The following is a 25,595-nucleotide window of genomic DNA, read 5'->3' as shown; positions in this document are numbered from 1 at the left end:
AGGAACCACGCATGCCGCACCGCTTCGACCTGCTCGTGCTCGGCGACGTCAACCCCGACGTCGTCCTCGGGCCGCTGACCGAGGACCTCGACTTCCGGCAACGGGAGAACCTCGTCGGCCACGGCTGCATCACGCTCGGCGGGTCCGCCGCGATCACCGCCGCCGGGGCTGCCCGGCTGGGGCTGAAAGTCGCCTTCGCCGGACGGATCGGCGACGACCCCGCCGGTCGCTTCGTCCGCGACATCCTCGAGGACCGCGGCGTCGACACGCGAGCCCTCACGGTGGATCCGACGTTGCCGACCCCGCTCACCGCGATTCTGACCCGCGACGACAGCCGCGCCATCATCACCAGCTCCGGAGTGCTGGACGCGGTGTCCGCGGCGGACGTCCCCGCCGAGTTGCTGGCGAGCGCCCGGCACGTCCACGCCTCGTCGTACTTCCTGATGCCCAAGCTGGCCGCCGGGCTGCCGGAGCTGTTCCGCACCGCTCGGGCGCACGGCGCGACGACCTCGCTGGACACCAACGACGACCCGGCGCGGCAGTGGGATCCCAGCGGCATCCCGCTGGTCCTTCAGGAGACCGGCTATCTCCTGCCCAACGCCGCCGAAGCCCTGCAGCTGTCCGGGAAATCCAGCCTCCTCGACGCCGCGGCCCATCTCGCCGCACAGGGTCCTACCGTCGTCGTCAAGAACGGTGCCGACGGCGCTCTCGCGCACCACCGCGGCGAAACCGTGACGGTTCCCGCGTCCGCGATCACCCCGCTCGACACCGTCGGCGCCGGGGACAGCTTCAACGCCGCGTTCCTCGCCGCGACGCTGCGCGGTCTGCCGCTCCGCGACGCGCTGCGGGCCGGGGTCGAGGGCGGCGGCCGTTCGACGCTCGCGCACGGCGGGATCGACGGCCAGCCCACTTGGAACGAGCTCCACCTCACCGAAACCACTGAAACGGAAAGCGCATGACCACCAAGATCACCTTCATCGGCGCCGGCAGCGTCGTGTTCACCCAGGGTCTGCTCGCGGACCTGTTCGCCTACCCCGAACTGGCCGAGGTGCACGTCGCGCTGCACGACATCGACCCGGAACGCCTGCGCATCGCGCACGCGGCGGCCGGTCGCATCGCCGAAGCGCGCGGAGCAAAGCCGGTCCTCACCGCGCACGCGGACCGCCGGGAAGCCCTTGACGGGGCGGATTTCGTCATCAACATGGTCCAAATCGGAATGGGCGAGGCCACCCGCGTCGACTTCGACATCCCCGCGCGCTTCGGGGTGAAGCAGACGATCGGCGACACGCTCGGCGTCGGCGGGATTTTCCGTGCGCTGCGCACTTTCCCGTTCCTGCGCGAACTCGGCGAGGACATCGCGCAGGTCTGCCCGCGGGCGTGGCTGCTGAACTACACGAATCCGATGGCGATGAACGTGCAGTACCTCTCCGAGACACTCGGCTCGGACCGCGTCGTCGGCCTGTGCCATTCGGTGTACTGGACGGTGCACGACCTGGCCGCGCTGCTGGAGGTGCCGCTGTCCAAGGTCACCTACCACGCCGCGGGCATCAACCACCAGGCCTGGATCCTGCGCCTGGAACACCAGGGCAACGATCTGTACCCGCGGCTCGCCGAACTCGCCGAGGACCCGCAGCTGCGGCGGCGCGTGCGGTTCGACATGTTCCGGCGGCTCGGCTACTACCCCACCGAAACGAGCGAGCATTCCTCCGAATACGTGCCGTGGTATCTCGGCCACGCCAGCGAAATCGAACGGCTGCGGCTGCCGATCGGCGCGTATCTGGACGTCGTGGCGGAGAACGAGGCCGAATACGAACGCACGCGCCAGGCCGTCGAGCGCGACGAACCGCTCACCGTCGAAGGCACGAACGAATACGCGCCGCAGATCATCCACAGTGTCGTCACCGGCACGCCGCGCACTGTTTACGGCAATGTGCTCAACCGCGGGCTGATCCCGAATCTCCCGGCGACCGGAGCCGTCGAAGTGCCGTGTCTCGCCGACGCCACCGGCATCCGTCCCACGCGGGTCAACGCGCTTCCGCCGCAGCTCGCCGCACTGAACCGGACTTACCTGAGCACCACCGAACTCGTGGTGCGCGCGGCGGTCGAGGACGATCCCCGGCACATCCGCCACGCCGCGATGACCGATCCCGCCACCGCGGCCGCGCTTCCGGTCGAACGCATCTGGGAACTGTGCGACGAAATGGTGCTCGCGCACGGCGACGCGCTCCAGCCCGGATTGCGGAAAACGCTGGGCGGCTGACGAGTCTTGACGGCGCGGCGCGGTGATCCGCTAAGCTTCTGGTGCCTGCCGGACGGGCAGGCACCAGAGGTACGCCCAGCCGGTAATGCGGATTTCTTTCCGCGAGCCCGGACCCAGTCGCCAGGATGTCTTCTCCAGCGTCCGAGGCGGGGCCGTACTCACCAACGCTGGAGTCACCAGATGCATTCGCTTCCTGGTCGGATTTCTCGCGGAACCGTCGTCGCCGCCCTGCTGATCGGCAGTTCGGCGTGCGCGCTCGGGGCCAGCGGCACCGCGGAAAGCGCGCCGCTGCCCTCGCCGCACAGCCAAGTCCCGCTGCCGGCCCCGCACGCCGGGTTCGACTACCAGATCGGCGGCCCCTACCAGCCGCCTGCGGGCGTCGAGGTCGTCAGCCGCGACCACAGCGCCCCGGCGGCCGCCGGGCTGTACAACATCTGCTATGTCAACGCTTTCCAGGCTCAGCCCGGCGCCGAAAAGGACTGGGGCGACCTGGTTCTGCGCGACAGCGACGGCAACGTCGTCATGGATCGCCATTGGAACGAGGCGCTGCTCGACCTGCGCACCGCGGACAAGCGGGGCCGGATCGCGGACAAGGTCGGCACGTGGATCGACGAGTGCGCGGGCAAGGGCTACCAGGCCGTCGAGCCGGACAACTACGACAGCTTCACCCGGTCCCAGGGCCTGCTCAGCGCGCGCAACGCCCAGGACCTCGTCAAGCTGCTTTCCCAGCGCGCGCACGGGAAAGGCCTCGCGATCGGCCAGAAGAACACCTCGGAACTCGCTTCGTCGCGGGCGGACAACGGTCTCGACTTCGCCGTCGCCGAGGAATGCGGCGAGCAGGACAATTGCGCGGAGTACACCCAGTATTTCGGCAACCAGGTGATCGTCATCGAATACTCCGAGGACGGCCTGAGCAACGCGTGTGCCAAGTGGGGCACCACTCTCAGCGTCGTCCGCCGCGACCGGGACGTCACGCCGGAGGGCAATCCCGCCCACGTCCGCGAAACCTGCTGAGACTTCCGTCATCCTGCCAGCGCCGCCACGCGGTTGCTGGCAGGGTGGCGGAATGGACGACGAGTACCCGTTCGACAACGCGGCCGCCCCGGCCGGCGACCGGATGTCCGCCCTCGAAGCCAGCTACGACGCGACCACCGTCCAGCACCTGGGGAACCTCGGGGTCGGCGCGGGCTGGTCCTGCTGGGAGATCGGCGCGGGCGGCGGGTCGATCGCCCGGTGGCTGGCCGAACGGGCCGACCACGTGCTGGCCACCGACCTCGACACCCGGCTGCTGGCCGACCTGCCCGCGAACGCCTCGGCCGTGCGCCACGACGTGCGCGAGGAGCCGCTGCCGGACCGGAAGTTCGACCTGATCCACGCGCGGCTGGTGCTGATCCACTTCCCGGAACGCGACGAACTGGTAGCGAAACTCGCCGCCGCCCTCGCGCCCGGCGGCTGGCTGGTCCTCGAGGAGATCGAGCCGCGCGGCCAAACCGTGCTCGCCACGCCCGACGAGGAGAGCGCGGCGGTTTTCGGCTCCGTGCAAGGGCGGATCCTGGACCTGCTCGAACAGGCGGGCAGCGACGTCGAATGGGCCGGGCGGCTGCCGGAGGTGCTCGCCGGGGCCGGATTGCGCGAGGTCGGCAGCGCGCGGGTGACGACGCGCTGGCCTGGTGGCGGTCCGGAGATCCGGTTGCTGGCCGCGAATTCGGTGGAACTGGCGGAGAAGCTGGCCGCGGACGGCGTGCGGCCGGAGGAACTTGAGCAGTTCCGCCGAGTGCTCGCCGATCCGCGGTTCACCGTCTCGTCCTATCCCCTGGTCTCGGTGTGGGGCCGCCGTTAACGGCGGCGCGAGATCGCCACACCGGCCAGGCAGAGCACCCCGCCGATGAGCCCATACGCGCTCGGGGTTTCGGCGAGCAGCAGCCACGACAGCAGCACCGCCACCGCGGGCACGGCGTAGGTCACCATCGTCAGGCGACCGGCGTCCGTGCGGCGCAGGGCGTACGCCCACGCCGTGAAGCCGACAGCGGTGGGGAACACTCCCAAGTAGACACTGCCGAGCACCGCGCCGGTGGGTGCCACCTGCAGTTCGCCGATCAGTTGCGGTGCCCACGGCAGCAGCACCACGGTCCCGACGACACAGCCGAGCCAGATGGCGGTCAGCCCGTCGACGTGGCGCAGCGTCACCTTCTGGACCATGACTCCGGCGGCGTACAGGACAGCGGCCAGCAGGCACAGCAGGACGCCTGCCCAGTCGTTGCTTCCGGTGGCGCCGGTCGCGATCAGCGCGGCCCCGCCCAGCGCGACGAGCGAGCCGATGATCAGCGAGCGCGAGAAGCCTTCGCCGAGGAACTTCCCGGCCGCGACGGCGACCATCAGCGGCGCGAGGTTCACCAGCAAGGCCGCGGTCCCGGCGTCGACGTGCCGCTCCCCCGCGTTGAGCACGACGGTGTACGCGGCCAGCCACAGCACGGCGTACGCCGCGACCAGCAGGAACGCCTTGCGGGACAGCCGGACGCGGACCGCGCCCTTGGCCAGTACGAACACGGTGAGCGCGACGGCCGCGACGGCGAGCCGGAGCAGCGCCAGCGGCGCCGGGGACAGCGCGTGCCCCACGCTGCGGATGGCGACGAACGACGAGGCCCACAGCACGACGGCGAGCCCGGCAGCGGCCGCGATCTTGCCGAGGTCGGTCTTGCCGGCGGGCTGGGCGGTTTCCACGAGATCGGTCACCTGACCATCGTCACCTCGCGGCTATGTACAGCACAAGCGATGAGTTCTGTACCTCCGTTAAGGACCGCTGTACATTGACAGCATGCTGGACATCCCCCGTCTCCGCGTGCTGCGCGCCGTCGTCGCCTCCGGGTCGATTCGCGCGAGCGCCGCCGCCCTCGGCTACACGCCCTCCGCGGTGAGCCAGCAAATCACCACGCTGCAACGGGAGACCGGGCTGCAACTGTTCGAACGGTCCGGCCGCGGCATCGAGCCCACCGAGGCCGGGCGGACCCTCGCCGCCGAAGCGGAAGCGCTGTTCGAGTCCTTCAGCCGGGTCGAGCAGGTCGTCACCGAACTGCGCGCCGGACGCGTCGGGCGGCTGTCGATCGGCTACTTCGGCTCGGCCGGCTCGACGTGGCTGGCCCCGACCGTCGCCGCGCTGCGCACCGAGTTCCCCGGTCTGCGGCTGGACCTGATGCTGACCGAGTTCACGCCGGGCGACCCGGACATCGACATCTTCGTGGAGGAGACCGGCGCCGAGCACCCCGGGTCGGTCGTCGTGCACCGACTGGCCGAGGACCCGTACCTGGCGGTCGTCCGCCTCGACGACCCGCTCGCCGGGCTGCCCGAGGTGCCGCTGGCCGCGCTCGCGCAGCGGCATTGGGTCGACAACGACCTGCGCGAGGGCCCTTGCCGGCAGGTCCTGCTCAACGCCTGCACGCAAGCCGGGTTCTCGCCCAGCTTCGTCGTCGAAACCCACGACTACCGGACCGCGATGTCTTTCGTGGCAACGGGAATCGGGCTGACCGTGGTCCCGGCGCTGGGCATCGGCGAACTGCCGGACGGCCTCACGACGGTCGCACTGGCCTCCCCCGCGCCGGTCCGGCACCTCAGCCTCGCGGTGAAGAAGCCGATCGCGGAGCACCCAGCCGCCCGGCGCGCGGTGGAACTGCTGGAAAGCCTGGTCTGCCCGGAGAAAGCCAGCGTCGGCTGACACCCCCAAGCCTGACGCGCCGCCCGGAGCGCCACCGAAGTCCGGGAAGGACCCCTCGATGGAATCAGACTCCCTCAAGGAGCCCTTCACGGACCGCCCCCACGGCCGCGATCGCGACGCACCCAATGCGGCATTCGGTGCGTGCGACGCACCCAATGTGGCGTTCGGTGCATCGCACGCACCCAATGCCACATTGGGGCGCTGGCCCCAACCCGAAACCGCCGCCGATGCACCCAACGATCGAGGCACCCAGCCCCTCCCCCAACCCCGATACGAAGCCTCCTCTGCGGTTCGGGGGTGCTTGTCAAGGCATCTTTCCCGCCTTGACAAGCACCCCCGAACCGTCAGCACAATCAAGCTTCGGGGTGCCCCACGCAACCACGGTTTCGCGAGGAGTCCCCTCACGCACAACCAGGCCGCGAACGCAGCGAGCCCGGCACTCCCGACCCGGGAATCCAGAGCCACGAATCACGACCACCCCACTTTCCCCGGTAACGAACGCACCACATTAACGACGCGAATGCGCGACCACGACCCCGAACGGACCAGTCCGTACCGGGTTCGCGCCGGACGACGGGTGGAAGCGGACTCACCGGAACGGGTTGATGGCCTTCCGCCAATTTCTCCGGCTCTTTCCGCGCCGACCTGGGCGGCCGACCGGAAACCGACATCGTTACACCCCGATCGGGTAGGGATAACTCACGCGCAGTCTCCGTCAACGCGGCCCAAACCCGCCTCCGTCACCCTGATGAGGCGCGGCGAACCCCCGGGTTGGCGGATTGGCCGGGGGACCTCCTCCGTGCGGGAATGGTGTCACCGTCCGACATCGCAGTCGCCCGGTTTTTCCCAGGGAAAGGGAAGGGTTCGTTTTCATGGACGTCCGGTACGAGGCTTTTTGCTTCGCCGATCCGCTGTTCTTCGACGAACCGCGGGAAACCCCGGGCGCGGCAGGCGACCTGGCCGCGGGCCTGCCGCGGCCAGGACCCGAGTGGACGGTCGAGCACCGCGGGATCTGGCGTTCGCTGCGCCCGACCGGGCAGGAGATTCCCGCCCAGGGCTGGAAAATCCACGTCTCCGCAGGTCTGGACAACGCGGCGGGAGTGCTGGCTCGCGTGCATCAGTACTGTGTGAAGCGTCGGGTCGCGTACAAGCACCTGCGCTCCCGGGCGATCTTGATCAGCCGCAATTCGAAATACGCGCCGCGCGAGGGAAGCGGCAAGCTCGTCACGATTTACCCGGAGTCCGAGGATGCGCTCGGCCGGATACTGCACGACCTTTCCGCCGAGCTGGAAGGCGAGCACGGCGCGTATATTCTGAGCGATCTCCGCTACCGCGAGGGCCCGCTTTACGTCCGGTACGGCGGATTCGCCGAACAGTGGACGGAACACGCCGGAACGCGGGTGCTCGCAATCCGCCATCCGGATGGCACTCTCGTGCCCGACCGGCGGGAGCCGTCCTTTTACACCCCGGATTGGGTGCCGATCCCGCCCTGTTTGTCCGACAGCCTGGCCGCGCGCAAGAACGGCGCCGGATTCCCGTACCGGGTGACCGGTTCCCTGCACTTTTCCAACGGCGGCGGCGTTTATCTGGCCGAACGAGGGGCCGACCGGAAAACCGTCGTGCTGAAGGAGGCGCGCCCGCACGCCGGGCTGGACCGGGACGGCGCCGACGCGGTCACCCGGCTGAACCACGAGCGCGAGGTCCTCGAACGGCTCGCGGACGTTCCGGGGATCCCCCGGGTGTACGAGCAGTTCACCGTGTGGGAGCACCATTACCTGGCGATGGAGCACCTGCCCGGCATCGCGCTGAGCAGCTGGCTCGCCCGGCACTACCCGCTCACCAGCGGTTCCCGGGCCGAAGGCGATCTCGCGGCCTACCGCGAACGCGCGCTGGCCGTGCTGGCCCAGGTCGAGCGCGTCCTCGCCGACATCCACCGGCACGGGATCGTGTTCGGCGACCTGCACGGGAAGAACATCCTCGTGGACGAGCGGGACCGGGTGTCGCTGATCGACTTCGAGCTGGCCGTCGACGCCGATTCCGGCGACCGGCCGGGGCTCGGCGCTCCCGGGTTCCGCGCGCCCGCCGACCGGCACGGTTTCGAGATCGACGAGCACGCCCTGGCGGCGCTCCGGCTGTGGCTCTTCCTTCCGCTGGTGATGCTGCTCGAACTCGCGCCGAGCAAACTGCGCGGGATCGCGGACTTCGCCCAGCAGCGGTTCGACCTGCCGGACGGGTACGCCGACCGCGTCGTCTCCGTGCTCGCCCCGCGCACCAACCCGCCCGCCGCGACGCACACCGCGCTCGACGAACCGCGGCCGGACTGGTCGCTGGTGCGCAAGCAGATCGCGGAAGGCATCCTCGCGAGCGCCACGCCGGACCGCCTCGACCGGCTGTTCCCCGGCGACATCGAACAGTTCCGCTCCGGCGGGGCGGGATTCGGCGTCGGAGCCGCGGGGGTGCTGCACTCGCTGCACGTCGCCGGAGCTGGCCGTTATCCCGAGTACGAACAGTGGCTGCTGGCCGCGGTCCGGCGGCAACCTCCCTCCCGGCCCGGTTTCTTCGACGGCAGTCACGGCATCGCGTACGTCCTGGAGGAATTCGGCTACGCGGCGGAGGCGGACGAGCTGCTCGCCGCGTCGCAGTCGCTGGCCGACCAGACCACCGACCACGGCCTGGAAAGCGGGCTCGCCGGGATCGGCCTCACCCGCCTGCACTTCGCGACGTCCCGCGGCGACAACGAGTTCGGCCGCCAAGCCCTGGACATCGCCCTGCGGCTCGCGACCGCTTTCGAGACCGCCGAACCGCCCGGCCGCTTCGCCAGGGCGGGCCTGCTGAGCGGCTGGTCCGGGCCGGCGTTGCTGTTCCTGCGCCTGTACGAGCACACCGGCGAGCCGTCCTGGCTCACCCTCGCCGACCGGGTGCTGGCCCGCGACCTGGAGGAATGCGCCCCAGCGTCCGACGGGTCGCTGCAGGTCCGCGACGGAACCCTGCGCACCCTGCCGTACGCCGCGATCGGCAGCGCCGGAATCCTGCTGGTCGCCGAGCAGGTCGCCCGGCGCCTCCCGGAGTCGACGGTCGCCCAGAGCCTGCCCGGCTTGCGGGCGGCGTGCCGCGGGGAGTTCGTGATCCACCCCGGCCTGCTGTACGGCCGATGCGGACTCGCCGCCGCGCTGTCGTTCGCCGACGAGCCGGACCGGGAAGCCATCGACCTGCACCTGTCCCGGCTGTCCTGGCACGGCGTCCCATACCACGGCGGGCTCGCCTTCCCCGGGAACCAGCTGCTTCGCCTGTCGACCGACGTCAGCACCGGCAGCGCGGGGGTCCTCCGCACGCTCGCCGCACTACTGGACCGCGCGGAACTGCTGCCCTTCCTGGGCTCCGCGCCGTCCCCGCACACCTCCGGCCGATGAGCGCCGGCGGACCCCGAGAGAAGGGAACACCCATGGAACACGTCCTGGAGCTGCAGGCGTTGGAGGCCCCGGAAGCCCTCGAAGGCCAGGGACTGGACCACCACGGCCACAGCCACTACAGCGCGTACTGCGGCGACAGCACGCTCAGCCTGCTCCTCTGCTACTGACCGCGGGCGGGGCGGGAACGGCGCAGGCCAAGTGCGCCGTTCCCGCCCCGTTCATTCTGCCCCGGTCGCATTGACGCGGGCCGGCGCGTTGCCGGCCACCACCCGAGGGGAGCGCCATGGCGGGGTCCGCCGATCGCCTGGCGGTTTCGGCCGCGTTGCTGGACCGGCCCCGGCTGGCCGCGGTGATCGCGGCGTCGCTGGTCTCCGCCGGAGCCGGATTGCTGCTGCCGGGCGCGCTCGCCGCCGCCACCGACGCGGTGCTCAGCGGACGAAGCAGTGCCGGCGCGGTGCTGTGGCTGCTCGCCGTGGGCGCGGCGGAGATCGCCGCCGACGCCGTCGTCATGGTCCTGCCCGCCCGGCTGACCAGCGACGCGAGCGCGTGGCTGCGCCGCCGGATCACCGACCGGCTGCTGGCGTTGGGCACCGGCTCGCCGTTCGCTCCCGGCGACGCGGTGAGCAGGGTGACCAGCGACTGCGCGGCCGCCGGCGGAATCGCCGCGGTCGTGGTGCGACTGGTCGCGACCGGGCTGATGTCCCTCGGCGCGGTGGTCCTGCTCGCGCTGCTGGACTGGCGCCTCGCGCTGGTGTTCCTGGTCAGCCTGCCGTTCGCCCTGCTGCTGGCGCGGTCGCACCTGCGCGGGACCGCGAAGGACGTTCTCGCCTACCAACGTGTTTCCGGGGAGCTGTCCGCCCGGCTGCTCGACGCGGTCACCGGGCTGCGGACGATCGCCGCGTCCGGCACCGCCGACGCCGAAGCCGCCCGGGTGCTGCGTCCGCTGCCGCGGCTGAACCTCGCCGGGCAAGGCATGTGGCGCACCCAGGCGCGGATGGTGTGGCGGGCCGGCCTTCTGCTCCCGACCGTCGAAATCCTCACGCTGGCCGCCGCCGGTTTCGGGGTCCTGCACGGGCGGCTCAGCGCCGGCGACGTCCTCGCCGCCCTCGGCTACGTCGCACTCGGCCTCGGTCTGGTCACGCAGATCCCGTTGCTCACCACGCTTTCCCGGATCCGCTCGGCGGCGCGGCGGATCGCCGAAGTCCTCGACACCGAGCCGCCACCGCGCGGCGTGCTCGGCCTGCTGCCCGGAAACGGGACGCTGGAACTCCGCGGCGCCACCGTGCACGGCGCGCTCGCCGACGTCGATCTCACCCTGCCCGGCGGGTGTTTCGCCGCAGTGGTCGGCAACTCCGGCTCCGGCAAGTCCACAGTGGTCAGTCTGCTGGCCGGGCTGCGCCGCCCCGATTCCGGACAGGCGCTGCTGGACGGCCGCGACCTCGCCGTCCTGCGCCCCGAAGAACTACGGGCCGTGGTCGGATACGCCGCTGCCGAGCCCGCGCTGCTCGGCGAGACTGTCGCCGATGCGGTGGCTTACGGTTCCTGGGCAAGCTCCCCGGCGGTCGACGCGGCGTGCCGCGCCTCGCGGATTCACGACGTTCTCGCGCGGCTGCCGCACGGTTACGACACGCCGCTCGCCGAAACTCCGTTGTCCGGCGGGGAAAGCGCCCGGGTCGGTCTCGCTCGCGCGCTGGCGCGCAATCCTCGCGTGCTCCTCCTCGACGACGCCACCGCGAGCCTGGACACGATCACCGAACGCGCCGTGGCGGCGGAATGGGGCCGCCGGACCCGGGTGGTCGTCACGCACCGGGCCGCGATGGCCGCGCGGGCGGACGTCGTGGTGTGGCTGGCGGCGGGACGGGTCCGCGCGGTCGGGCCGCATGCGCGGCTGTGGCAGCTGCCGGAGTATCGCGCGGCGTTCACGGAGGAGACGTGATCATGGTGCGCTTCGCGGCTCTGCCGGCACAAGCTGCGCTCCCGAGGCGCTCATGAGCGTCGGCCGTCTCTACTGGAACGCCCTCGCCGGGCAGTGGCGCGGCGGGCTGGTCCTGCTGGCCTGCTCCGTCCTCGAAGGGGTGCCCGCGTTCTTCTCCGGGCGGCTGGTCGAACTGGCCGTCACCAGCGGATTCGCCGCCGGCAAACCCGGGGTCGGCCTCGGCTGGCTCGGCGTGTTCGGCGGTGCCGCGCTCGCCGGGGCGTTCGGGTCCCGGTTGGTGTGGCGGCAGCTGGGCAGGGTCGTCGAGCCGTTGCGGGACGCGCTGGCGGCCGCCGTCGTCCGCGGGGTGCTGCATGATCCCGCGCCGCCGCGCGGCGGGCCGGACGCGCGCGGCGTCGCCCGGATCACCCAGCACGTCGAGGTCGTCCGCGACGCCACCGGCGGGCTGCTGGTGCAGGCGCGCGGCATGATCGTGACCACGGCGGCGGCGATCGCGGGGCTGCTCGCCGTCGCGGGTTCGCTCGCCCTGCCGGTCGTCGTGCCGGTGGTGCTCGCGCTGGCCGGGTTCGGCGCGCTGCTGCCGTCGCTCGCCCGGCGGCAACGCGCGCTCACGCTCGCCGACGAGGGCACCGCGGCCGCCGCCGGCTCGATCTTCACCGGGATGCGGGACGTTGTCGCCTGCGGAGCCGAACCGGTCGCCGCGCTGACCGCCGACGAGGCGCTGGACCGGCAGGCGGCCGCCGCGGTGCGGGTGGCCCGTTCCGCGGCGCTGCGGTCGCTGATCGTGGCGCTCGGCGGGTTCGTCCCGCTGGTGCTCGCGCTCGCTCTCGCGCCGTCCATGGTCGCGCGCGGCGAGCTGACCGCCGGGGCCGCGCTGGGCGCGCTCGTCTACCTGGCCACGACCTTGCAACCCGCGCTGCGCGGGCTCGCCGCCACCGCGTCCACGGTCGTGCTGCGGCTGCTGGTCGCGCTGCGCAGACTCGCCGAAACCGCCGCCCCGCCCGGACCGCGCCCGGCCGGCGAGAGCCCCGCCGGACTCGGACTCACCGTCCGGGGCCTGACCTTCCGCTGGGGCGCGGCACCGGAACCGGTGGTCCGCGACCTGAGCCTCGATCTGCGCCCAGGCGAGCATCTGGCCGTGGTCGGCCCGAGCGGAATCGGGAAATCGACCCTGACCGGACTGCTCGCCGGACTCCTGGCACCGCACCACGGCGAGGTGCGGCTGGGCGGCGTCCGAGTCAGCGAACTGGCCGACCGGCCGAGGCACCTGGTGCTCGTCCCGCAACAGGCGTACCTCTTCGCCGGAACCCTGCGCGAAAACCTGTCCCTGTTCCACCCCGAAGCCTCCGACCGCCGTCTCGCCGCCGCCGCCGAAGCGGTAGGCGCCGCCCCGCTGCTGGCCCGCCTTGGCGGCCTGGACGCCGAACTCGGCCCCGGCGCGGCGAACCTGTCCGCCGGAGAAGCCCAGTTCCTCGCGCTGGCCAGGGCCTATGCCTCGCCGGCCGGCGTCATCGTGCTGGACGAAGCAACGTCCGCCCTGGACCCCGCCGCCGAAGCCCGCGCGGAACGCGCCTTCACCGCCCGGGGCAGCACCCTGATAGTGATCGCACACCGCCTCTCCTCCGCGCTCCGAGCCCACCGCGTCCTGCTGATGGACGGCCAAGCCACCCTGCTGGGCAAACACGAAGACCTCCTCGCCGCCGCCCCGCGATACGCCGAAATGATGCAAGCCTGGCTGCCGCCCCACCCCTCCCCCCGACAAGCAGCCAGCTAACTCCCCACACCCACACCCACACCTACACCCAGACACCAGCCGCCTCTTCCCGACTCACCCCCACCGCGGGATCGCGTCGGCGTCTGGAGGGGCAGTGCGCACGGCCCCCCGGGCCGGGTGCACTGCCCCTCCAGACGCCGACTTAAAGGCGATCCCGCCGCGACGGCGGAGCCGGCGCCAAAAACACAGTTCGCGCCCGCACACACACCATCCCCCGACACCAATGCTGGGGACCTAAGCCGCGCAGCCCACCCCCACCAACCATCCACAAAGGACTTCGCAGCGACCGCTTTTGCTGAACTCCGTGAGGGGAACCCTGAAGGACTCAGAGTCCCTCAGGGTTCCCCTCACGGACACCCGGCCCCGCCCAGATCCTCCGCCCCGGGCAAACCGCATCCACAGCACCGCCCTAAGTCCCTGGCATGGGGATCAAGGTCCGTGAAGGGCTCCTTGAGGGAACCTGATTCCCTCAAGGAGCCCTTCACGGACCACAAGACCCGTCCACAGGGCGACCCATCGGGCATTCCGGTACTACTGACGTCCTTTATGGACAGTCAACAGACCGAGGCCACACAGCCTAAGCTCCCGGCATCGGGACGCACTCCCGTCCAGACTTCGGCTTAAAGCCGATCCCGCCGCGACGACGAAGCAGGCGCCAAAAGACCCGGCTCCGCCAGCAGTCGTCCGAACGCCCGTTCCGCCGCCCCGATCAGCACCGGGCTCGCCACGCTCCCCGCCGCCACCACCGGGCTTTGTGTCCGGGCCACCACCGATGCCGCCAGTTCGGCCTGGATCCGGTCGGGCGCGATCCGCAGGTACTCCCCCAGCACTCCGCTCAGCGCGACGCGGTCCGGGTCGAAGAGGTTTGTCAGGCTTGCCAGCGCTCGTCCGAGTTTCGCCGCCGCGGCGCGGACGCGGACGGCCGCGGGCGGCTCGCCTTCGGCGGCGCGGCGGAGCAGGTCGGCGACGTCGGCGGGGTCGCCGGGGTGGTCGGGCGTTCCGTCCAGCAGGGCGCGGCCGTCCGCCGAGACTTCCAGGCAGCCACGCATCCCGCACGGGCAGGGCGTGCCCATCGGGTCGACCACGACGTGGCCCGCTTCGACCGCGTTGCCGGCTCCGGTGAAGGGAATTCCTTGGTGCAGCACGGCTCCGCCGATTCCGATGTGGTCGCAGGTCAGCATCAGCAGGGTGCGCGCTCCTCGGCCGGAGCCCCGGTGGTGTTCGGCGAGCGCCGCGAACGCGGCGTCTTTGCCGACCTCGACGCGGGGGATCTCCGGCAGTTCGGCGGCGAGGATTTCCGCCGCGGGAACCGACTTCCAGTCCAGGTGCAGGGCCGAGTGGACCAGTCCGTCGGTCGCCCGGACCATGCCGGCCAGTCCGACCGCCGCGCCCGCGCAGGGGCGGCCGCTCCCGGCCGCGGCCTCGCGCATCCATCCGGCCAGTGCCGACAGGGTTCGGCGCGGGTCGCTTCCGTGGGCGGGAAGGGGGATTCGCCGCCGTTGCGCGATGGCGCCGCCCAGTCCGACCACTGCCAGTTCGGCCTCGCTCGAGTCGAGCCGCGCGGCGACGACGACCGGGCCCGCCGGGTCCGGGTACAGCTGCGGGGACGGGCGGCCGCGCGGCGCGCCGGCCTGGCGCGCGGGCGGACCCTGGGCGATCAGTCCTAATTCGACCAGTTCCGAGACCGCCTCGCCCGCGGTGCTGCGCGGCAGGGCCAGCTCGGCGGTCGCCTCGGCGCGGGACACGCGGCCGGTCAAGTGGACCAGGTTCAGCAGCCGCGCGGCGGCGCTCTCGCTCGGTTGGGGGTATGCCGCCGTGGTCTGAACCACTAATTTGTTCATCGGGCGAACATAACTGGTTGTGATGAGTCCGGCCAGTGCCTCGCCCGGGAGGGGACTCGCCGCCGCCTTCCCGCCATCCCGCGTCGCAAGCCCACCGGCGTGCTCGCGACCAGCGCAAACGTCAGCTGGTTCAGGCAGGAAAGAGGGTCCGATGACCACCAACGGAACAACCCGGATGCCGACGCTCGGTGTCGGCCCGATGTCGAAGAACGCCGTGGACGCCGCCGTCGAACTGGCACGGGACCGCGGCCGCCGGATCATGCTCATCCCCAGCCGCAGGCAGATCGAGTCCGCCGGGCTGGGCGGCGGGTACGTCGAGCGCTGGAGCACCGGCCAGTTCGCCGAGTACGTCCGCGGCCGCGACGAAGCCGGGCTCCTGCTGCTCTGCCGCGACCACGGCGGGCCGTGGCAGCATCCGGCCGAACGCGCCGGGAACTACTCCGAAGAGCAGGCGATGGCCGCCAGTCTCGCCTCGTTCCGCGCCGACATCGAGGCCGGATTCGACCTGCTGCACATCGACACCTGCCTCGACCTCGACGGCCCCGCCTCGATCGACCGGGCGATCAGCCGCCTGGTCAAGCTGTACGGCGAATGCCACGAAGCGGCCCGCGAACTCGGCCGTGAGGTGCGGTTCGAGATCGGGTTCGAGGACCAGGGCGTGGACACGAACGACCCGGCCGAGTTCCGCGACCAGGTCACCGAGGTCTGCTCGCGGCTGGCCGCTGACGGACTACCCGTACCCGCGTTCGTCGTCGCCCAGACCGGGACGAAGGTGCTGGAAACCGAGAACACCGGCGCGCTGCTCACCGCGCCGTCCGCAGTGGGCTTCGCGGTCGCGCAGCTGGCCCGCGTGTGCGCGGAGGTCGGCAGCTCGCTCAAGGCGCACAACGCCGACTACCTGCCCGCGGAATCGCTGCGGCGGCTCATGCAACGCGGGGTGGCGGCGGTCAACGTCGCGCCGGAGTTCGGCGTCGTGGAGACCAGGGCGTTGCTCGCGCTGCTCGACGAAGCGGGCCTCGCCGCCGAGCGCGACGAATTCCTGCGGCTCGCCCACGATTCGGGCTCGTGGCGGAAATGGCTGAAGCCGGGCACCGCCGCGACCGATCGCGAGCGCGCCGTCATCGCCGGGCACTACGTGTTCGCGACCGACGAGTTCCGCGAGCTCAAAGACCGCGTCGCGAACCAGGTTCCCGACGTCGACGCCCGGCTGCGCGCCGCGATCTACGCCGCCCAGCTGCACTATCTCGCGAACACCTCCCCCGACTCCGCCCCCGCGCCCGTCCTCGCAGAAAGCGTCCGCACGGCATGACTGTTTCCGGCGATTACCTGAACGAAATCTTCCCGGCGACCGGCGCCAGCGGCCCGGGGCACGCCACCGACGGCCTCACGATCACGTCGCTGAACGGGACGAAGGTCGTGCGCAAGGGCTGGGGCGAGGAACGGTGGCTCGTCGCCGAGGGCGCGCCGTTCGGGTTCAAGGTCATCCATCTCAAGGCAGGCGAGCGCACCAGCCTGCAGTACCACGAGCGGAAGGAGGAGGCGAACCTCATCGTGCGCGGCGAGGGACTCCTCCGCTACGCCGACCGCGCGGGCGAAGAACTCGCGACGCGCGCGCTGGCCCCGGGCGACATCGTGCACGTGCGGCCGCTCGCCGTGCACCGGATCGAGGCGGCCACGGACATCACCCTGGTCGAGGTTTCGACACCGGAGCTGGACGACGTCATCCGGCTGTCCGACGACTACGGCCGCGGCGACGGGCGCATCGAGGCCGAGCACGAAAGGCGGGACTGACATGGCCGAATACCGGGTCGGCCGCTACGACTACCCCGGCCAGCTCCCCGGGCTGGACGAGGACCTCCTGCCCGCACTCCGCGAAACGCTGCTGCGCGGCGACTACGTGCTCGGCGCCGCGGTGGACCGGTTCGAGCGCGCGTTCGCGGGCTACCTCGGCGCGCGGCACGCGGTCGGGGTCAACTCCGGCACCGACGCGCTGATCCTCGCGCTGCACGCTCTCGGCGTCGGCCCCGGCGACGAGGTGATCACCGTCGGCAACACCTTCCACGCGAGCGCGCAAGCAGTGGTGCGCGTCGGGGCGAAGCCGGTGCTCGCCGACTGCCGTCCCGACAACTACCTGCTGGACCTCGGACAGGCCGAAGCGGCGGTCACCCCGCGCACCCGGGCGATCATCGTGGTCCACCTGTTCGGGCAGTCCGTCGACATGGCCGCGGTGCACCGGCTCGCCCAGCGGCACGGCCTGCTCGTGCTGGAGGACTGCGCGCAGGCGGTCGGGGCGTATTCCGGCGGAGCCCGGGTCGGGACGACGAGCGACGCCGGGTGCTGGAGCTTCGCACCGTCGAAAAACCTCGCCGCGGCCGGTGACGCCGGGGCGATCTCGCTCAACGACGACGACCTCGCCGCGTCGTTGCGGAGGCTGCGCCATTTCGGGCAGGACAAGCAGAACGAGCACCAGACGGTCGGCTTCAACTCGCGGCTCGACACGGTGCAGGCACTCGTGCTCGGGCACAAACTCCCGCAGCTGGACGAGTGGACCCGGCAACGGGTGGCGATCGCGGACGCGTACCGCGAGCGGCTCGCCGGGCTGCCGGTGTCCTTTCAGGACGGTGCGGGCCCCGGCGAGCACGTGTACCACCTGTTCCAGCTGCGCACCGAGCGACGGGACGCGCTGGTCGCGCACCTGCGGGGCGCGGGCATCGACGCCGTGGTCCGGTATCCGCATCCGATCCACCTGCAGGAGGCGTTCGCGTCGCTCGGGCACCGGCGAGGCGATTTCCCGGTGGCCGAGGACCTCGCGGCCACCACGCTGTGCCTGCCGCTGTTCCCGTCGATGACCGCCGACCAGATCGACCTCGTCTGCGACGGGGTGCGGGAGTTCTTCGCCCGCTGACCGCTTTTCCGCATCGTTTCCGAGTGCCGGGAGTCGCCCATGCCCATCGCCCTGACCCTGCCGGACGGCGCGGTCCTGTCCTGCCGCGCCGTCCTGTTCGACCTCGACGGCGTGCTCGTGGACTCGATGCCGACGATCGTCCGGCAGCTGCGGGAGTGGGCGGCCGGGAGAGGGCTCGAACCGGACCGGGTCGTGGACCTGTCGCACGGGCGCGGCAACCTCGACCTGGTCCGGCTCGTGGCGCCGGATCTCGATGCCGAGCGGGAGGCCCGGCTCATGGAGGAGCGGGAGGTGCACGACGTCGACGGCATCACTGCCCGGCCCGGGGCGCGCGCCGCGCTCGATGCGTTGCGGGGGTCGGCGTGGGCGGTGGTGACGTCGGGGAACGACCGGGTCGCGCGGGCCCGGTTGCGGGTGACGAATCTGCCGGTGCCCGGGGTGCTGGTCACCGCTGACGACGTCCGCAAGAGCAAGCCGGATCCAGAGGGGTATCTCGCCGCGGCAGCCGGTCTCGGGGTCCGGCCGCGGGACTGTGTGGTGTTCGAGGACGCGCCCGCCGGAATCGCGGCGGCGCGGGCGGGCGGGATGCGGGCGGTCGGGGTGCTGGGCACGGTCGCCGAACTGGACGTCGAGCACACGGTGCCGGACCTGGCCTCGGTCGGCGTGAAGCCATGACGGCGGCTGGACACCAGCGGAGGCACGGCGCACAGATCGACGAGATGCTGATCGGCACGAAGCCATGACGACCACGGAAGTCCGCCAAGGGCGCGGCACCCGGCTCGGGGTCGCGGCCGCGTTCCCGTTGTTCCTTGCCCTCGGCGCGGCGACAGCGGGGCTCGGCGCCGCGCTGCCCGCCGTCACCGAACGGTTCGCGCGTGCGGGCGATTCGGGCGGGCTGCTGGTCAGCCTCTACAACGCGGGTGCGCTGCTGGCGATCGTCGGCTGCGGGGCGAGCAAACGGTCGGTCACCGCGCGCGGGGAACTCGCCGTCATGATCGGGCTGTTCGCCGCGGGCTGCGCGGGGGCCGGACTCGCGCCGTCGTGGCCGGTGCTGCTGGTCTCGGTGACGGTGGCGGGCTGCGGTTACGGCGGCGCGGTGCTGCACGTGAACACCGCCTTCGCGCGCGGGGCCGGGCATCGCGCGGTGCTCCTGCTCAACCTGGTGAACGCGACGTTCGGCCTGGGCGCCGTCGCGGGGCCGTTCGTGGTCGGGCTGGTTCCGGATCCGCTGGTGGTGTTCCTCGGCGTCGGGGTGCTCGCGCTGCTGTCCTTCCCGGCTTTCCGGTGCGCTGTTCGCGAATCCGGTGTCCGGGAAGGGAAACCGCCGTTCGCGACGGTGACGCCGTTCCTGGTGCTCGCGTTCTGCTACGCCGGGCTGGAGACCGGGATCGGGGCTTGGGCGGCGACGCACCTGACGTGGACCGGGCTCGCCCCGGCTTCGGCCGCGCAGTGGGTTTCGCTGTACTGGCTCGGCATCACCGCCGGACGGTTCGTCGTTCCGTTGTTCGCGCGCGGGCCGCGGCGGATCGTCGGGTGGTGCTTGCTCGCCGCCACGGTCGCGACCGCCGCGGCGATGTGGGCGGTCGCCGCGCCGTACGCCTACGTCGTGGCCGGATTCGCGCTCGCCGCGGTCTTTCCGACCGTGATCGCGTGGCTGGCGACGCTGATCACCGCGGTGCGGCAGGGGAACGCGCTGCTCTTGGTGGCGGAGATGGCGGGCAGCGTGACGCACCCGCTGGTGATCGGCTGGGTCGCGGCGGCGGCCCGGCCCGCGGCGGTCCCGCTCACGATCGCGGTCCTCGGGGTGCTCGCGCTGGCAGCGTCGCGGCGGGCCGGGCGGAAGGCGTCCGCATGAGTGTTTTCGGTTATCTGGACCGGTTTTCGTTCCGGCCCGGCGAGGAGGTCGTGTGCCGGTTCACCTCGGCCGGGCCGGTGGCCGTCGATCTGGTCCGGCTGCTCCACGGCGACACCTCGCCGGACGGGCCGGGTTTCCGCAGCGAGGACATCAGTGCGGTTCCGGCAGTGACCGCGCCCGGCGGCGAGCAGCCGATCCGCCCCGGATCGTTTCTGCACGCCGAAGCGGTGGTGCCGGCCGGGACGACCGCGGTCCGGCTTTCGGTGCTCGCCTGGCCGACGCTGCCCGCGGCGGGAGCGGCGCAGGGCTTGCTGAGTCTGACCACAGTGGACGGTTCGGCGGTCTTCACCCTTGCCCTGGACGAAACTGGCCACCCGATTCTGAGCGACGGCACGGTGCGGGCCCGGCTCGACCGGCCGTTGCGCGAACGCCGGTGGTACCGGCTCACGGCCTCGGCGGGACCGGACAGCGTCACGCTGGCCGCGGTCCCGCTCGATCCGGTGCCCGGGGAGGAGGAACCGGCGCACGCGACCGGACCCGGCGTGGACCTGAACGGGGCGTCCGGGGTGGTCGCCGCCGCCGTCACCCCCCGTCCTTCCGGGTGCTACAACGGGAAACTCGAACGTCCCGAGGTCCGCGACGGGGCCGGGCCGGTGCTCGCGGACTGGGCGTTCGAGCGGGAGACGACCGGCTGCCGGGCGGTCGACGTGTCCGGCCGCGAACGGCACGGGCTGCTGGCGAACGCACCCGCCCGCGCCATGACCGGGCCTGCCTGGACCGGCGAGACGCTCGACTGGCGGACGGCGCCGGCGCAGTACGGCGCGATCCATTTCCACGACGACGACCTGGCCGACGCGGGCTGGCCGGCCGGTGCGCGCCTTTCCCTCCCGGACGATCTGCGCAGCGGGATCTACGCGGTCCGGCTGCGCTGCGCCGGGCACACCGACCACGTCCCGTTCGCCGTCCGCGCGACCGGCGCGCGGGCCGACGTCGCCTTTCTGCTGCCGACGTTCACCTATCTCGCCTACGCCAACGAGCAAACCGGCGACCCGGCGGCGATGACCGATCCGCTGGACGTCGCGCTGCGGACGCACCCCGGCTTCGGCAAAAGCCTCTACGACCGGCACCGCGACGGCTCCGGCGTCTGTCATTCGACCGCGCTGCGGCCGATCCTCACCCTGCGCCCGGACTACCGGCACTGGCACTACGACGCGCCCCGGCATTTCGGCGCCGACCTCTATCTCGCGGACTGGCTCGACCAGGCCGGCGTCGAGTTCGACGTCCTCACCGACCACGACCTGCACGCCGAGGGCGCGGCGGCGCTGGAGGGCTACCAGGTGGTGCTCACCGGATCGCATCCCGAGTACCACAGCACGGCGATGCTCGACGCGCTGCACGGCCACCTCGGCGCCGGACGGTGCCTGATGTACCTGGGCGGCAACGGGTTCTACTGGGTGACCTCGCAGCATCCGCGGCATCCGGAGGTCATCGAGGTGCGCCGTTCGCGGGGCGTCCGCAGCTGGGAAGCCGCCCCCGGCGAGGGGCACCGCGCGAGCACCGGCGAGCCCGGCGGCCTGTGGCGCGAGCGCGGTCGCTCCCCCAACGCGCTGACCGGGATCGGCATGGCCGCGCACGGCTGGAGCGAACGCGGCCGCGGCTACGTGCGCACCGCCGCGTCCCGCGATCCGCGCTGGGCATGGGTCTTCGAGGGCATCGCCGACGACGTGCTGGGCGATTTCGGCCTGGTGATGGGCGGCGCGAGCGGCGACGAACTGGACCGGTTCGACGCCGCCCTGGGCAGCCCGCCGCAGACCGTGGTGCTGGCGACGTCGCAGCCGCACGACGAGAACTACCACCAGGCGGTGGAAGACGTCCTGGAGATCCGGCCGGGCCTGAGCGGCCCGGCCAACCCCGCCGTCCGGTCGGACCTGGTGCTCGTGGAGCAGCCCTCCGGCGGCGCGGTGTTCTCGGCCGGGTCGATCGCGTTCCTGGGCAGCCTGTCCTTCAACGGCTACCGGAACAACGTCTCCCGGCTGGTCGCCAACGTCCTGGACAACTTCCGCCGCCGGTGACCGCCCGGCTCAGACCTTGCGCGGCACCGAGGCGACGAGGGTCTTGCCGGTGCCGTGGCCGAGGTAGATGTCCACCTTGCTGAACCCGCCGGACGGACCGGGCTCGGTCCAGCCGAAGGTCTTGTAGTCGTTCGACGCCGTCCGCGTCTGGACGTCGAACAGCGTGCCCGCCTGCCGGAACTCGAAGGTGATCGTGGTGCTCCCGGACCCGGCGTCGTCACGGACGTAGCCGCTGACGCCGACCGCGCGGTTGTACCAGGTCAGCGTGCCTCCGGCGGCGCCGCCGATGATGTCGTCGCCGAAGTCCGACGTCGGATAGCCCGCCGCGTTCGCGGTCCCCGCGCCGCCGAGCACGGCGACTGCGGAGACGACGAGACTGACCGCGATGCGTTTCATGGCATTCCCCCAAGGATGGTCGATTCTGGGCGGAATCGTACTTCGCCGCTCGCGGCGGCGCGGAACTATCCGCGAATTGCCGTTTCGCCTCCGTTGTCCCGATGGCTTCGGGGTGCGGACGCTGGCCGCTTCGGCTTGGCCGCGGCGACCGGCTCCTCCAGCGTCTCGGCGAGCGCTTCGCGGGCGGGGAACGGCGGGCGGCCGGTGTCCACCCCGCCCGGGCTGGACGCCATCGTCGAAACGCGGGTCAGCGACGTCGCTCTCGGCGACGATCTCCCGGGATTGGCGAGCAAGGCGACGCGGTTGCGCTGGGCATCAGCGGGCTGGGCTCGCGTCGGCCGCGCGGCCTGTGCTGGTTGCCACGTCGGTGTCTGCTCTTCGCGCGATCCCTCGCTGCGCGGGAGATTCGCATCCCTGCCGCCGCATCGGCACGCCCGTCTCCGCGCACACGTCCCGTCGCCGCTCAACTCTCGGCCACCCGCTGCTCAACCACCCAACCGCCCGGCGTTCAACCACTCGGCATCCGCCGCCCGGCGCCCGGCGCCCAACCACGCAGCCAACCGCCACCCAGCCGCCCGCCGCTCAGGCGCGCGGCGTGCAACCACCCGGCATCCGTCGCCCAGCGCCCGTCGTTCGCGCCGTTTCCTCCTGGCAGGCAAGCGAACCTGGCTATCCCTTTCCGCGAACCGAGCCGCGGGCGAGGCGAGTCAGACCACTCCGGCCGCGATCAGCTGTTCCCAGATCACCCCCTGGTCCACTACCTCGACGCCGAGCTTCTCGGCCTTCGTCAGCTTGCTGGCGCCGACGTCGGCACCGGTGATGAGCAGGTCGGTGCTCGCCGAGACGGACGACGCGGTGGTCGCGCCCGCGGTCTCGCACAGGCGCTGGAAGGTGGGGCGCGGCACCTTCTCCCCTGATCGCGGGTCGCTGATCGCGCCGGTGACCACCACGGTCTTGCCTTCCAGCGGCGCGCCCGCGACGACCGCGGGCGGGAGGTCTTCTTCCAGGACGTCCAGGGACACCCCGCGTTCCCGCAGGCGTTCGAGTTCCGGGCGCAGCCGGGTGAGGTGCTCCACCAGCGAGGCGGCGACCTTGGGGCCGATGTCCTCGACCGCCACCAGCCCGTCGACGCCCGCGTCGAGCACTGCTTCCAGCGAGGCGAATCCGGCCCGGCACAGCCGCGCGGCGGTGCCTTCCGACGCCATCGGGATCGCGAGCCCGATGAGCGCCCGGCGCAGCCCGACCTGGCGGCTGGCGTCGATCGACTCGATCATCCGCGTCGCCGAGACCTCGCCGATGCGGTCGAATTCCAGCAGGCGTTCCCTCGTCAGCCGGTAGAAGTCCGACGGGTGCTCCAGGATTCCGGCCTCGGCGAGCCGTTCGATCCACACGCCGCCGATCGCGTCGATGTCCGCGGCCGCCCTGGACGCCCAGTGGATCAGCCGCCGCACGGTCTGCGCGGGGCAGGAAACGTTGGTGCAGAAAAGTTCCCGGCTGTTGCCCTGTTCGGTGAGCGGCTGCTCGCACGACGGGCACGTCGAGGGCGGCACGATCTCCTGTTCCGCGCCGGTCCGTTTCGACTCGTCGAGCACCCCGGCGACGAACGGGATCACGTCGCCCGCCCGGCGCACCAGCACGGTGTCGCCGATCTTGATGCCGCGGGCGCGGATGACCTCCTGGTTGGCCAGCGTCGCGCGCGTGACCGTGGTCCCGCCGACGAACACCGGCTCCAGCCACGCGACCGGCGCGATCTTGCCGGTCTTGCCGACGTCCCAGACCACATCGGACAGCACGGTCGTCTTCTCCTCGGCGGCGAATTTGTACGCCAGCGCCCCGCGCGGCGAACTCGAACGGGTGCCCGCGGCGGCGTACGCGGCGCGGTCGGCGAGGCGCAGGACGGCGCCGTCGATGTCGTAGTCCAGGTCGTTGCGCTGCTGTTCGATCGTGGTGATCACCTCCTGCGCGGAGGCCGCGTCGGCGCAGCGGCGCATGTCCGCCGCGGTGAACCCGAGCGCCAGCAGGCCGCTGCCCAGGTCGGTTTCCGTGCTGCCGGGCTCGGTGTCCAGGTCGAAGGCGAAGAACCGCAGCCGGCGCTCGGCGACCGCGGCCGGGTCTTTCGCGCGCAGGGTGCCCGCGGCGGCGTTGCGGGGGTTGATCAGCGGTTTGTCCGGGTGCGCGGTGTTGTAGGCGGCGAACGTCGAGCGCAGCATCACGGCCTCGCCGCGGACCTCCACCCGGCCCGGGGCGCTGACCTGGTGCGGGATGCCGTCTGCCAGCGCCTTGACCAGCATGGTCACGTCGTCGCCCGTGGTCCCGTCGCCGCGGGTGACCGCGCGGGCCAGGCGGCCGTCCTCGTACACCAGGGCCAGCGACAGGCCGTCGAGCTTGGGCATCACGACCACCGGCTGGCCGGGGAACCGGTCGAAGAACGCCTCGACCTGCTCCGGCCGCGTCGCCTTCTCCAGCGACAGCATCGGCCGCGAATGCCGGATCGGCGCGTGCAGCACCGCCGGCCCGCCCACCTGGTCCAGCGGATTCGGGTCCGGGGCCAGCTCCGGGCTCGCCTCGATCAACCCGCGCAGCTCGTCCTCGATCGCGTCGTACTCCGCGTCCGCCACCGCCGGCGAACCCCGGTAGTACGCGTCGCGCAGCACCACGACCTGATCAGCGAGCTCCTGAATACGTTCCCGAACGTCCACGAACCGGAACGCTACCTGGCACCACCGACAAAACCCGGCTGCGACGCAAGCCTGCCGGTCAGGACCGCAGTCACCATCCCTCGGACCTCGCCAGGACAGCCCGGCGCTCCGCGCGGGGCGGACCCACCGTCCGCGGCGCCGGTTCGGCCGGGAATATTCTTCGCGCACCATTCCGGAATACTCGCTCCGGCGATCGATAATCCGGTTTCGGGAATCAGTCGGAGCACTGTGTCACAAAAGGCGCGGATCCGGCGATGAAACCGCGAGAAGGCGGCGCGTGGAATCCGGAGGGGATCGCCGATGAAGCGTAAAGCAGGCCGCGGCAACTCGCCGGACGAGCGCGAGCGCCGGCGCGCCCGCCGCTGATTCCGGGCGGATCCTGATCGGCTGCGGAATCCGCGGTGCGGCAGGCGAGATCTGCGCAATGCGCGCCGGTTCGGTGCTGTCGCCGGGGCTGTCGCCGAAAGAATACTCACTGCTTCTGGGCCGCATGCTGAGCCACCCGAAAGGCCTTCGGGACGGGAATGGAAAAAGTTACTCGACGACGCCCGGGAACGGGGTGTGGTATTCGATTACAGCGACGGGGTTTCGCCGTTGTGCCGCGTGACCGCACCGGCGCGGTCGCAAGCTGACGTCCGTGAGGGGAACCCTGAGGGACTCTGATTCCAATGCCAGGGACTTAAGGATGTGTTGCGGGGCGGCGTGGTGGCGTGAAAGGCAACGAGGCTCCGGCTAGGA

At 71.7% G+C, this 25,595-nt stretch carries 20 protein-coding genes; 15 read left to right on the top strand and 5 right to left on the bottom strand.

What is annotated here, in order from left to right:
- Nucleotides 1–11: 11 nt before the first annotated feature.
- From ACFORO_RS33125 to ACFORO_RS33110, 4 genes are all read left to right on the top strand, one after another.
- On the top strand, nucleotides 12–959 hold the full coding sequence (locus tag ACFORO_RS33125; RefSeq protein ID WP_377871781.1) for a carbohydrate kinase family protein: 948 nt from the start codon (nucleotides 12–14) through the stop codon (nucleotides 957–959).
- Nucleotides 956–2,260 (top strand): alpha-glucosidase/alpha-galactosidase, encoded by a 1,305-nt coding sequence (gene melA, locus ACFORO_RS33120; protein ID WP_377871783.1) that lies wholly within the window; start codon nucleotides 956–958, stop codon nucleotides 2,258–2,260. Before ACFORO_RS33125 ends, melA begins: the two co-directional genes overlap by 4 nt.
- A 180-nt stretch (nucleotides 2,261–2,440) precedes the next feature.
- Nucleotides 2,441–3,274: an endo alpha-1,4 polygalactosaminidase gene (locus tag ACFORO_RS33115; RefSeq protein ID WP_377871784.1), complete on the top strand. Its 834-nt coding sequence runs from the start codon at nucleotides 2,441–2,443 to the stop codon at nucleotides 3,272–3,274.
- A gap of 52 nt (nucleotides 3,275–3,326) precedes the next feature.
- On the top strand, nucleotides 3,327–4,100 hold the full coding sequence (locus tag ACFORO_RS33110; protein ID WP_377871785.1) for a class I SAM-dependent methyltransferase: 774 nt from the start codon (nucleotides 3,327–3,329) through the stop codon (nucleotides 4,098–4,100).
- Here the strand turns inward: ACFORO_RS33110 and ACFORO_RS33105 are convergent.
- Entirely contained in the window at nucleotides 4,097–4,993 is an 897-nt protein-coding gene (locus ACFORO_RS33105) for a DMT family transporter (protein WP_377871786.1), read from the bottom strand. The two genes, ACFORO_RS33110 and ACFORO_RS33105, sit on opposite strands and share 4 nt — an antisense overlap.
- Nucleotides 4,994–5,075: 82 nt before the next feature.
- Here ACFORO_RS33105 and ACFORO_RS33100 point away from each other — a divergent pair, with 82 nt between their 5' ends.
- The 5 genes from ACFORO_RS33100 (at nucleotide 5,076) to ACFORO_RS33080 (ending at nucleotide 13,089) form a co-directional block, all read left to right on the top strand.
- On the top strand, nucleotides 5,076–5,969 hold the full coding sequence (locus ACFORO_RS33100; RefSeq protein WP_354750958.1) for a LysR family transcriptional regulator: 894 nt from the start codon (nucleotides 5,076–5,078) through the stop codon (nucleotides 5,967–5,969).
- Nucleotides 5,970–6,841: 872 nt separating this feature from the next.
- Entirely contained in the window at nucleotides 6,842–9,379 is a 2,538-nt protein-coding gene (gene lanKC, locus ACFORO_RS33095) for a class III lanthionine synthetase LanKC (RefSeq protein WP_377871787.1), read from the top strand.
- A gap of 32 nt (nucleotides 9,380–9,411) precedes the next feature.
- A complete protein-coding gene (locus ACFORO_RS33090) occupies nucleotides 9,412–9,546 on the top strand; it encodes a class III lanthipeptide (protein WP_158242558.1) in 135 nt (44 codons plus the stop codon).
- A gap of 116 nt (nucleotides 9,547–9,662) precedes the next feature.
- Nucleotides 9,663–11,315: an ABC transporter ATP-binding protein gene (locus ACFORO_RS33085; RefSeq protein WP_377871788.1), complete on the top strand. Its 1,653-nt coding sequence runs from the start codon at nucleotides 9,663–9,665 to the stop codon at nucleotides 11,313–11,315.
- A gap of 52 nt (nucleotides 11,316–11,367) precedes the next feature.
- A complete protein-coding gene (locus tag ACFORO_RS33080) occupies nucleotides 11,368–13,089 on the top strand; it encodes an ATP-binding cassette domain-containing protein (protein WP_377871789.1) in 1,722 nt (573 codons plus the stop codon).
- A gap of 620 nt (nucleotides 13,090–13,709) precedes the next feature.
- On the opposite strand, the gene ACFORO_RS33075 is transcribed toward ACFORO_RS33080, so the two are convergent.
- Nucleotides 13,710–14,930: an ROK family protein gene (locus ACFORO_RS33075; protein WP_377876513.1), complete on the bottom strand. Its 1,221-nt coding sequence runs from the start codon at nucleotides 14,928–14,930 to the stop codon at nucleotides 13,710–13,712.
- Nucleotides 14,931–15,081: 151 nt separating this feature from the next.
- Here ACFORO_RS33075 and ACFORO_RS33070 point away from each other — a divergent pair, with 151 nt between their 5' ends.
- From ACFORO_RS33070 to ACFORO_RS33045, 6 genes are all read left to right on the top strand, one after another.
- A complete protein-coding gene (locus ACFORO_RS33070) occupies nucleotides 15,082–16,239 on the top strand; it encodes a tagatose-6-phosphate kinase (protein WP_377876515.1) in 1,158 nt (385 codons plus the stop codon).
- Entirely contained in the window at nucleotides 16,236–16,721 is a 486-nt protein-coding gene (locus tag ACFORO_RS33065) for a cupin domain-containing protein (RefSeq protein ID WP_377876517.1), read from the top strand. The genes ACFORO_RS33070 and ACFORO_RS33065 overlap by 4 nt, the downstream gene beginning before the upstream one ends.
- A gap of 1 nt (nucleotide 16,722) precedes the next feature.
- On the top strand, nucleotides 16,723–17,835 hold the full coding sequence (locus ACFORO_RS33060; protein WP_377876519.1) for a DegT/DnrJ/EryC1/StrS family aminotransferase: 1,113 nt from the start codon (nucleotides 16,723–16,725) through the stop codon (nucleotides 17,833–17,835).
- 39 nt (nucleotides 17,836–17,874) lie between these two features.
- Nucleotides 17,875–18,510, top strand: coding sequence for an HAD-IA family hydrolase (locus ACFORO_RS33055; RefSeq protein WP_377876521.1), 636 nt, complete (start codon nucleotides 17,875–17,877; stop codon nucleotides 18,508–18,510).
- A 64-nt stretch (nucleotides 18,511–18,574) separates the two neighbouring features.
- Nucleotides 18,575–19,690 (top strand): MFS transporter, encoded by a 1,116-nt coding sequence (locus tag ACFORO_RS33050; RefSeq protein ID WP_377876523.1) that lies wholly within the window; start codon nucleotides 18,575–18,577, stop codon nucleotides 19,688–19,690.
- Nucleotides 19,687–21,762, top strand: coding sequence for a N,N-dimethylformamidase beta subunit family domain-containing protein (locus ACFORO_RS33045; protein WP_377876525.1), 2,076 nt, complete (start codon nucleotides 19,687–19,689; stop codon nucleotides 21,760–21,762). Before ACFORO_RS33050 ends, ACFORO_RS33045 begins: the two co-directional genes overlap by 4 nt.
- 9 nt (nucleotides 21,763–21,771) lie before the next feature.
- Here the strand turns inward: ACFORO_RS33045 and ACFORO_RS33040 are convergent, their stop codons facing one another.
- From ACFORO_RS33040 to ligA, 3 genes are all read right to left on the bottom strand, one after another.
- Nucleotides 21,772–22,158, bottom strand: coding sequence for a hypothetical protein (locus tag ACFORO_RS33040; RefSeq protein WP_377876527.1), 387 nt, complete (start codon nucleotides 22,156–22,158; stop codon nucleotides 21,772–21,774).
- A gap of 65 nt (nucleotides 22,159–22,223) precedes the next feature.
- The gene (locus tag ACFORO_RS33035) at nucleotides 22,224–22,391 is read right to left on the bottom strand and encodes a hypothetical protein (RefSeq protein WP_377896700.1); all 168 of its coding nucleotides are present in this window, start codon (nucleotides 22,389–22,391) and stop codon (nucleotides 22,224–22,226) included.
- 474 nt (nucleotides 22,392–22,865) lie between these two features.
- On the bottom strand, nucleotides 22,866–24,857 hold the full coding sequence (ligA, locus tag ACFORO_RS33030; RefSeq protein ID WP_377876529.1) for an NAD-dependent DNA ligase LigA: 1,992 nt from the start codon (nucleotides 24,855–24,857) through the stop codon (nucleotides 22,866–22,868).
- Between the last annotated feature and the right edge of the window lie 738 nt (nucleotides 24,858–25,595).

The organism is Amycolatopsis halotolerans (assembly GCF_042647905.1).
Classification (GTDB): Bacteria; Actinomycetota; Actinomycetes; order Mycobacteriales; family Pseudonocardiaceae; genus Amycolatopsis; species Amycolatopsis halotolerans.
This window is presented reverse-complemented; position numbering and strand designations above follow the sequence as displayed.

Coding starts and splice junctions, on each gene's coding strand:
- ACFORO_RS33125 (WP_377871781.1), top strand. CDS start 12: ATGCCGCACCGCTTCGACCTGCTCGTGCTCGGCGACGTCAACCCCGAC.
- melA (WP_377871783.1), top strand. CDS start 956: ATGACCACCAAGATCACCTTCATCGGCGCCGGCAGCGTCGTGTTCACC.
- ACFORO_RS33115 (WP_377871784.1), top strand. CDS start 2,441: ATGCATTCGCTTCCTGGTCGGATTTCTCGCGGAACCGTCGTCGCCGCC.
- ACFORO_RS33110 (WP_377871785.1), top strand. CDS start 3,327: ATGGACGACGAGTACCCGTTCGACAACGCGGCCGCCCCGGCCGGCGAC.
- ACFORO_RS33100 (WP_354750958.1), top strand. CDS start 5,076: ATGCTGGACATCCCCCGTCTCCGCGTGCTGCGCGCCGTCGTCGCCTCC.
- lanKC (WP_377871787.1), top strand. CDS start 6,842: ATGGACGTCCGGTACGAGGCTTTTTGCTTCGCCGATCCGCTGTTCTTC.
- ACFORO_RS33090 (WP_158242558.1), top strand. CDS start 9,412: ATGGAACACGTCCTGGAGCTGCAGGCGTTGGAGGCCCCGGAAGCCCTC.
- ACFORO_RS33085 (WP_377871788.1), top strand. CDS start 9,663: ATGGCGGGGTCCGCCGATCGCCTGGCGGTTTCGGCCGCGTTGCTGGAC.
- ACFORO_RS33080 (WP_377871789.1), top strand. CDS start 11,368: ATGAGCGTCGGCCGTCTCTACTGGAACGCCCTCGCCGGGCAGTGGCGC.
- ACFORO_RS33075 (WP_377876513.1), bottom strand. CDS start 14,930: ATGAACAAATTAGTGGTTCAGACCACGGCGGCATACCCCCAACCGAGC.
- ACFORO_RS33070 (WP_377876515.1), top strand. CDS start 15,082: ATGACCACCAACGGAACAACCCGGATGCCGACGCTCGGTGTCGGCCCG.
- ACFORO_RS33065 (WP_377876517.1), top strand. CDS start 16,236: ATGACTGTTTCCGGCGATTACCTGAACGAAATCTTCCCGGCGACCGGC.
- ACFORO_RS33060 (WP_377876519.1), top strand. CDS start 16,723: ATGGCCGAATACCGGGTCGGCCGCTACGACTACCCCGGCCAGCTCCCC.
- ACFORO_RS33055 (WP_377876521.1), top strand. CDS start 17,875: ATGCCCATCGCCCTGACCCTGCCGGACGGCGCGGTCCTGTCCTGCCGC.
- ACFORO_RS33050 (WP_377876523.1), top strand. CDS start 18,575: ATGACGACCACGGAAGTCCGCCAAGGGCGCGGCACCCGGCTCGGGGTC.
- ACFORO_RS33045 (WP_377876525.1), top strand. CDS start 19,687: ATGAGTGTTTTCGGTTATCTGGACCGGTTTTCGTTCCGGCCCGGCGAG.
- ACFORO_RS33040 (WP_377876527.1), bottom strand. CDS start 22,158: ATGAAACGCATCGCGGTCAGTCTCGTCGTCTCCGCAGTCGCCGTGCTC.
- ACFORO_RS33035 (WP_377896700.1), bottom strand. CDS start 22,391: ATGGCGTCCAGCCCGGGCGGGGTGGACACCGGCCGCCCGCCGTTCCCC.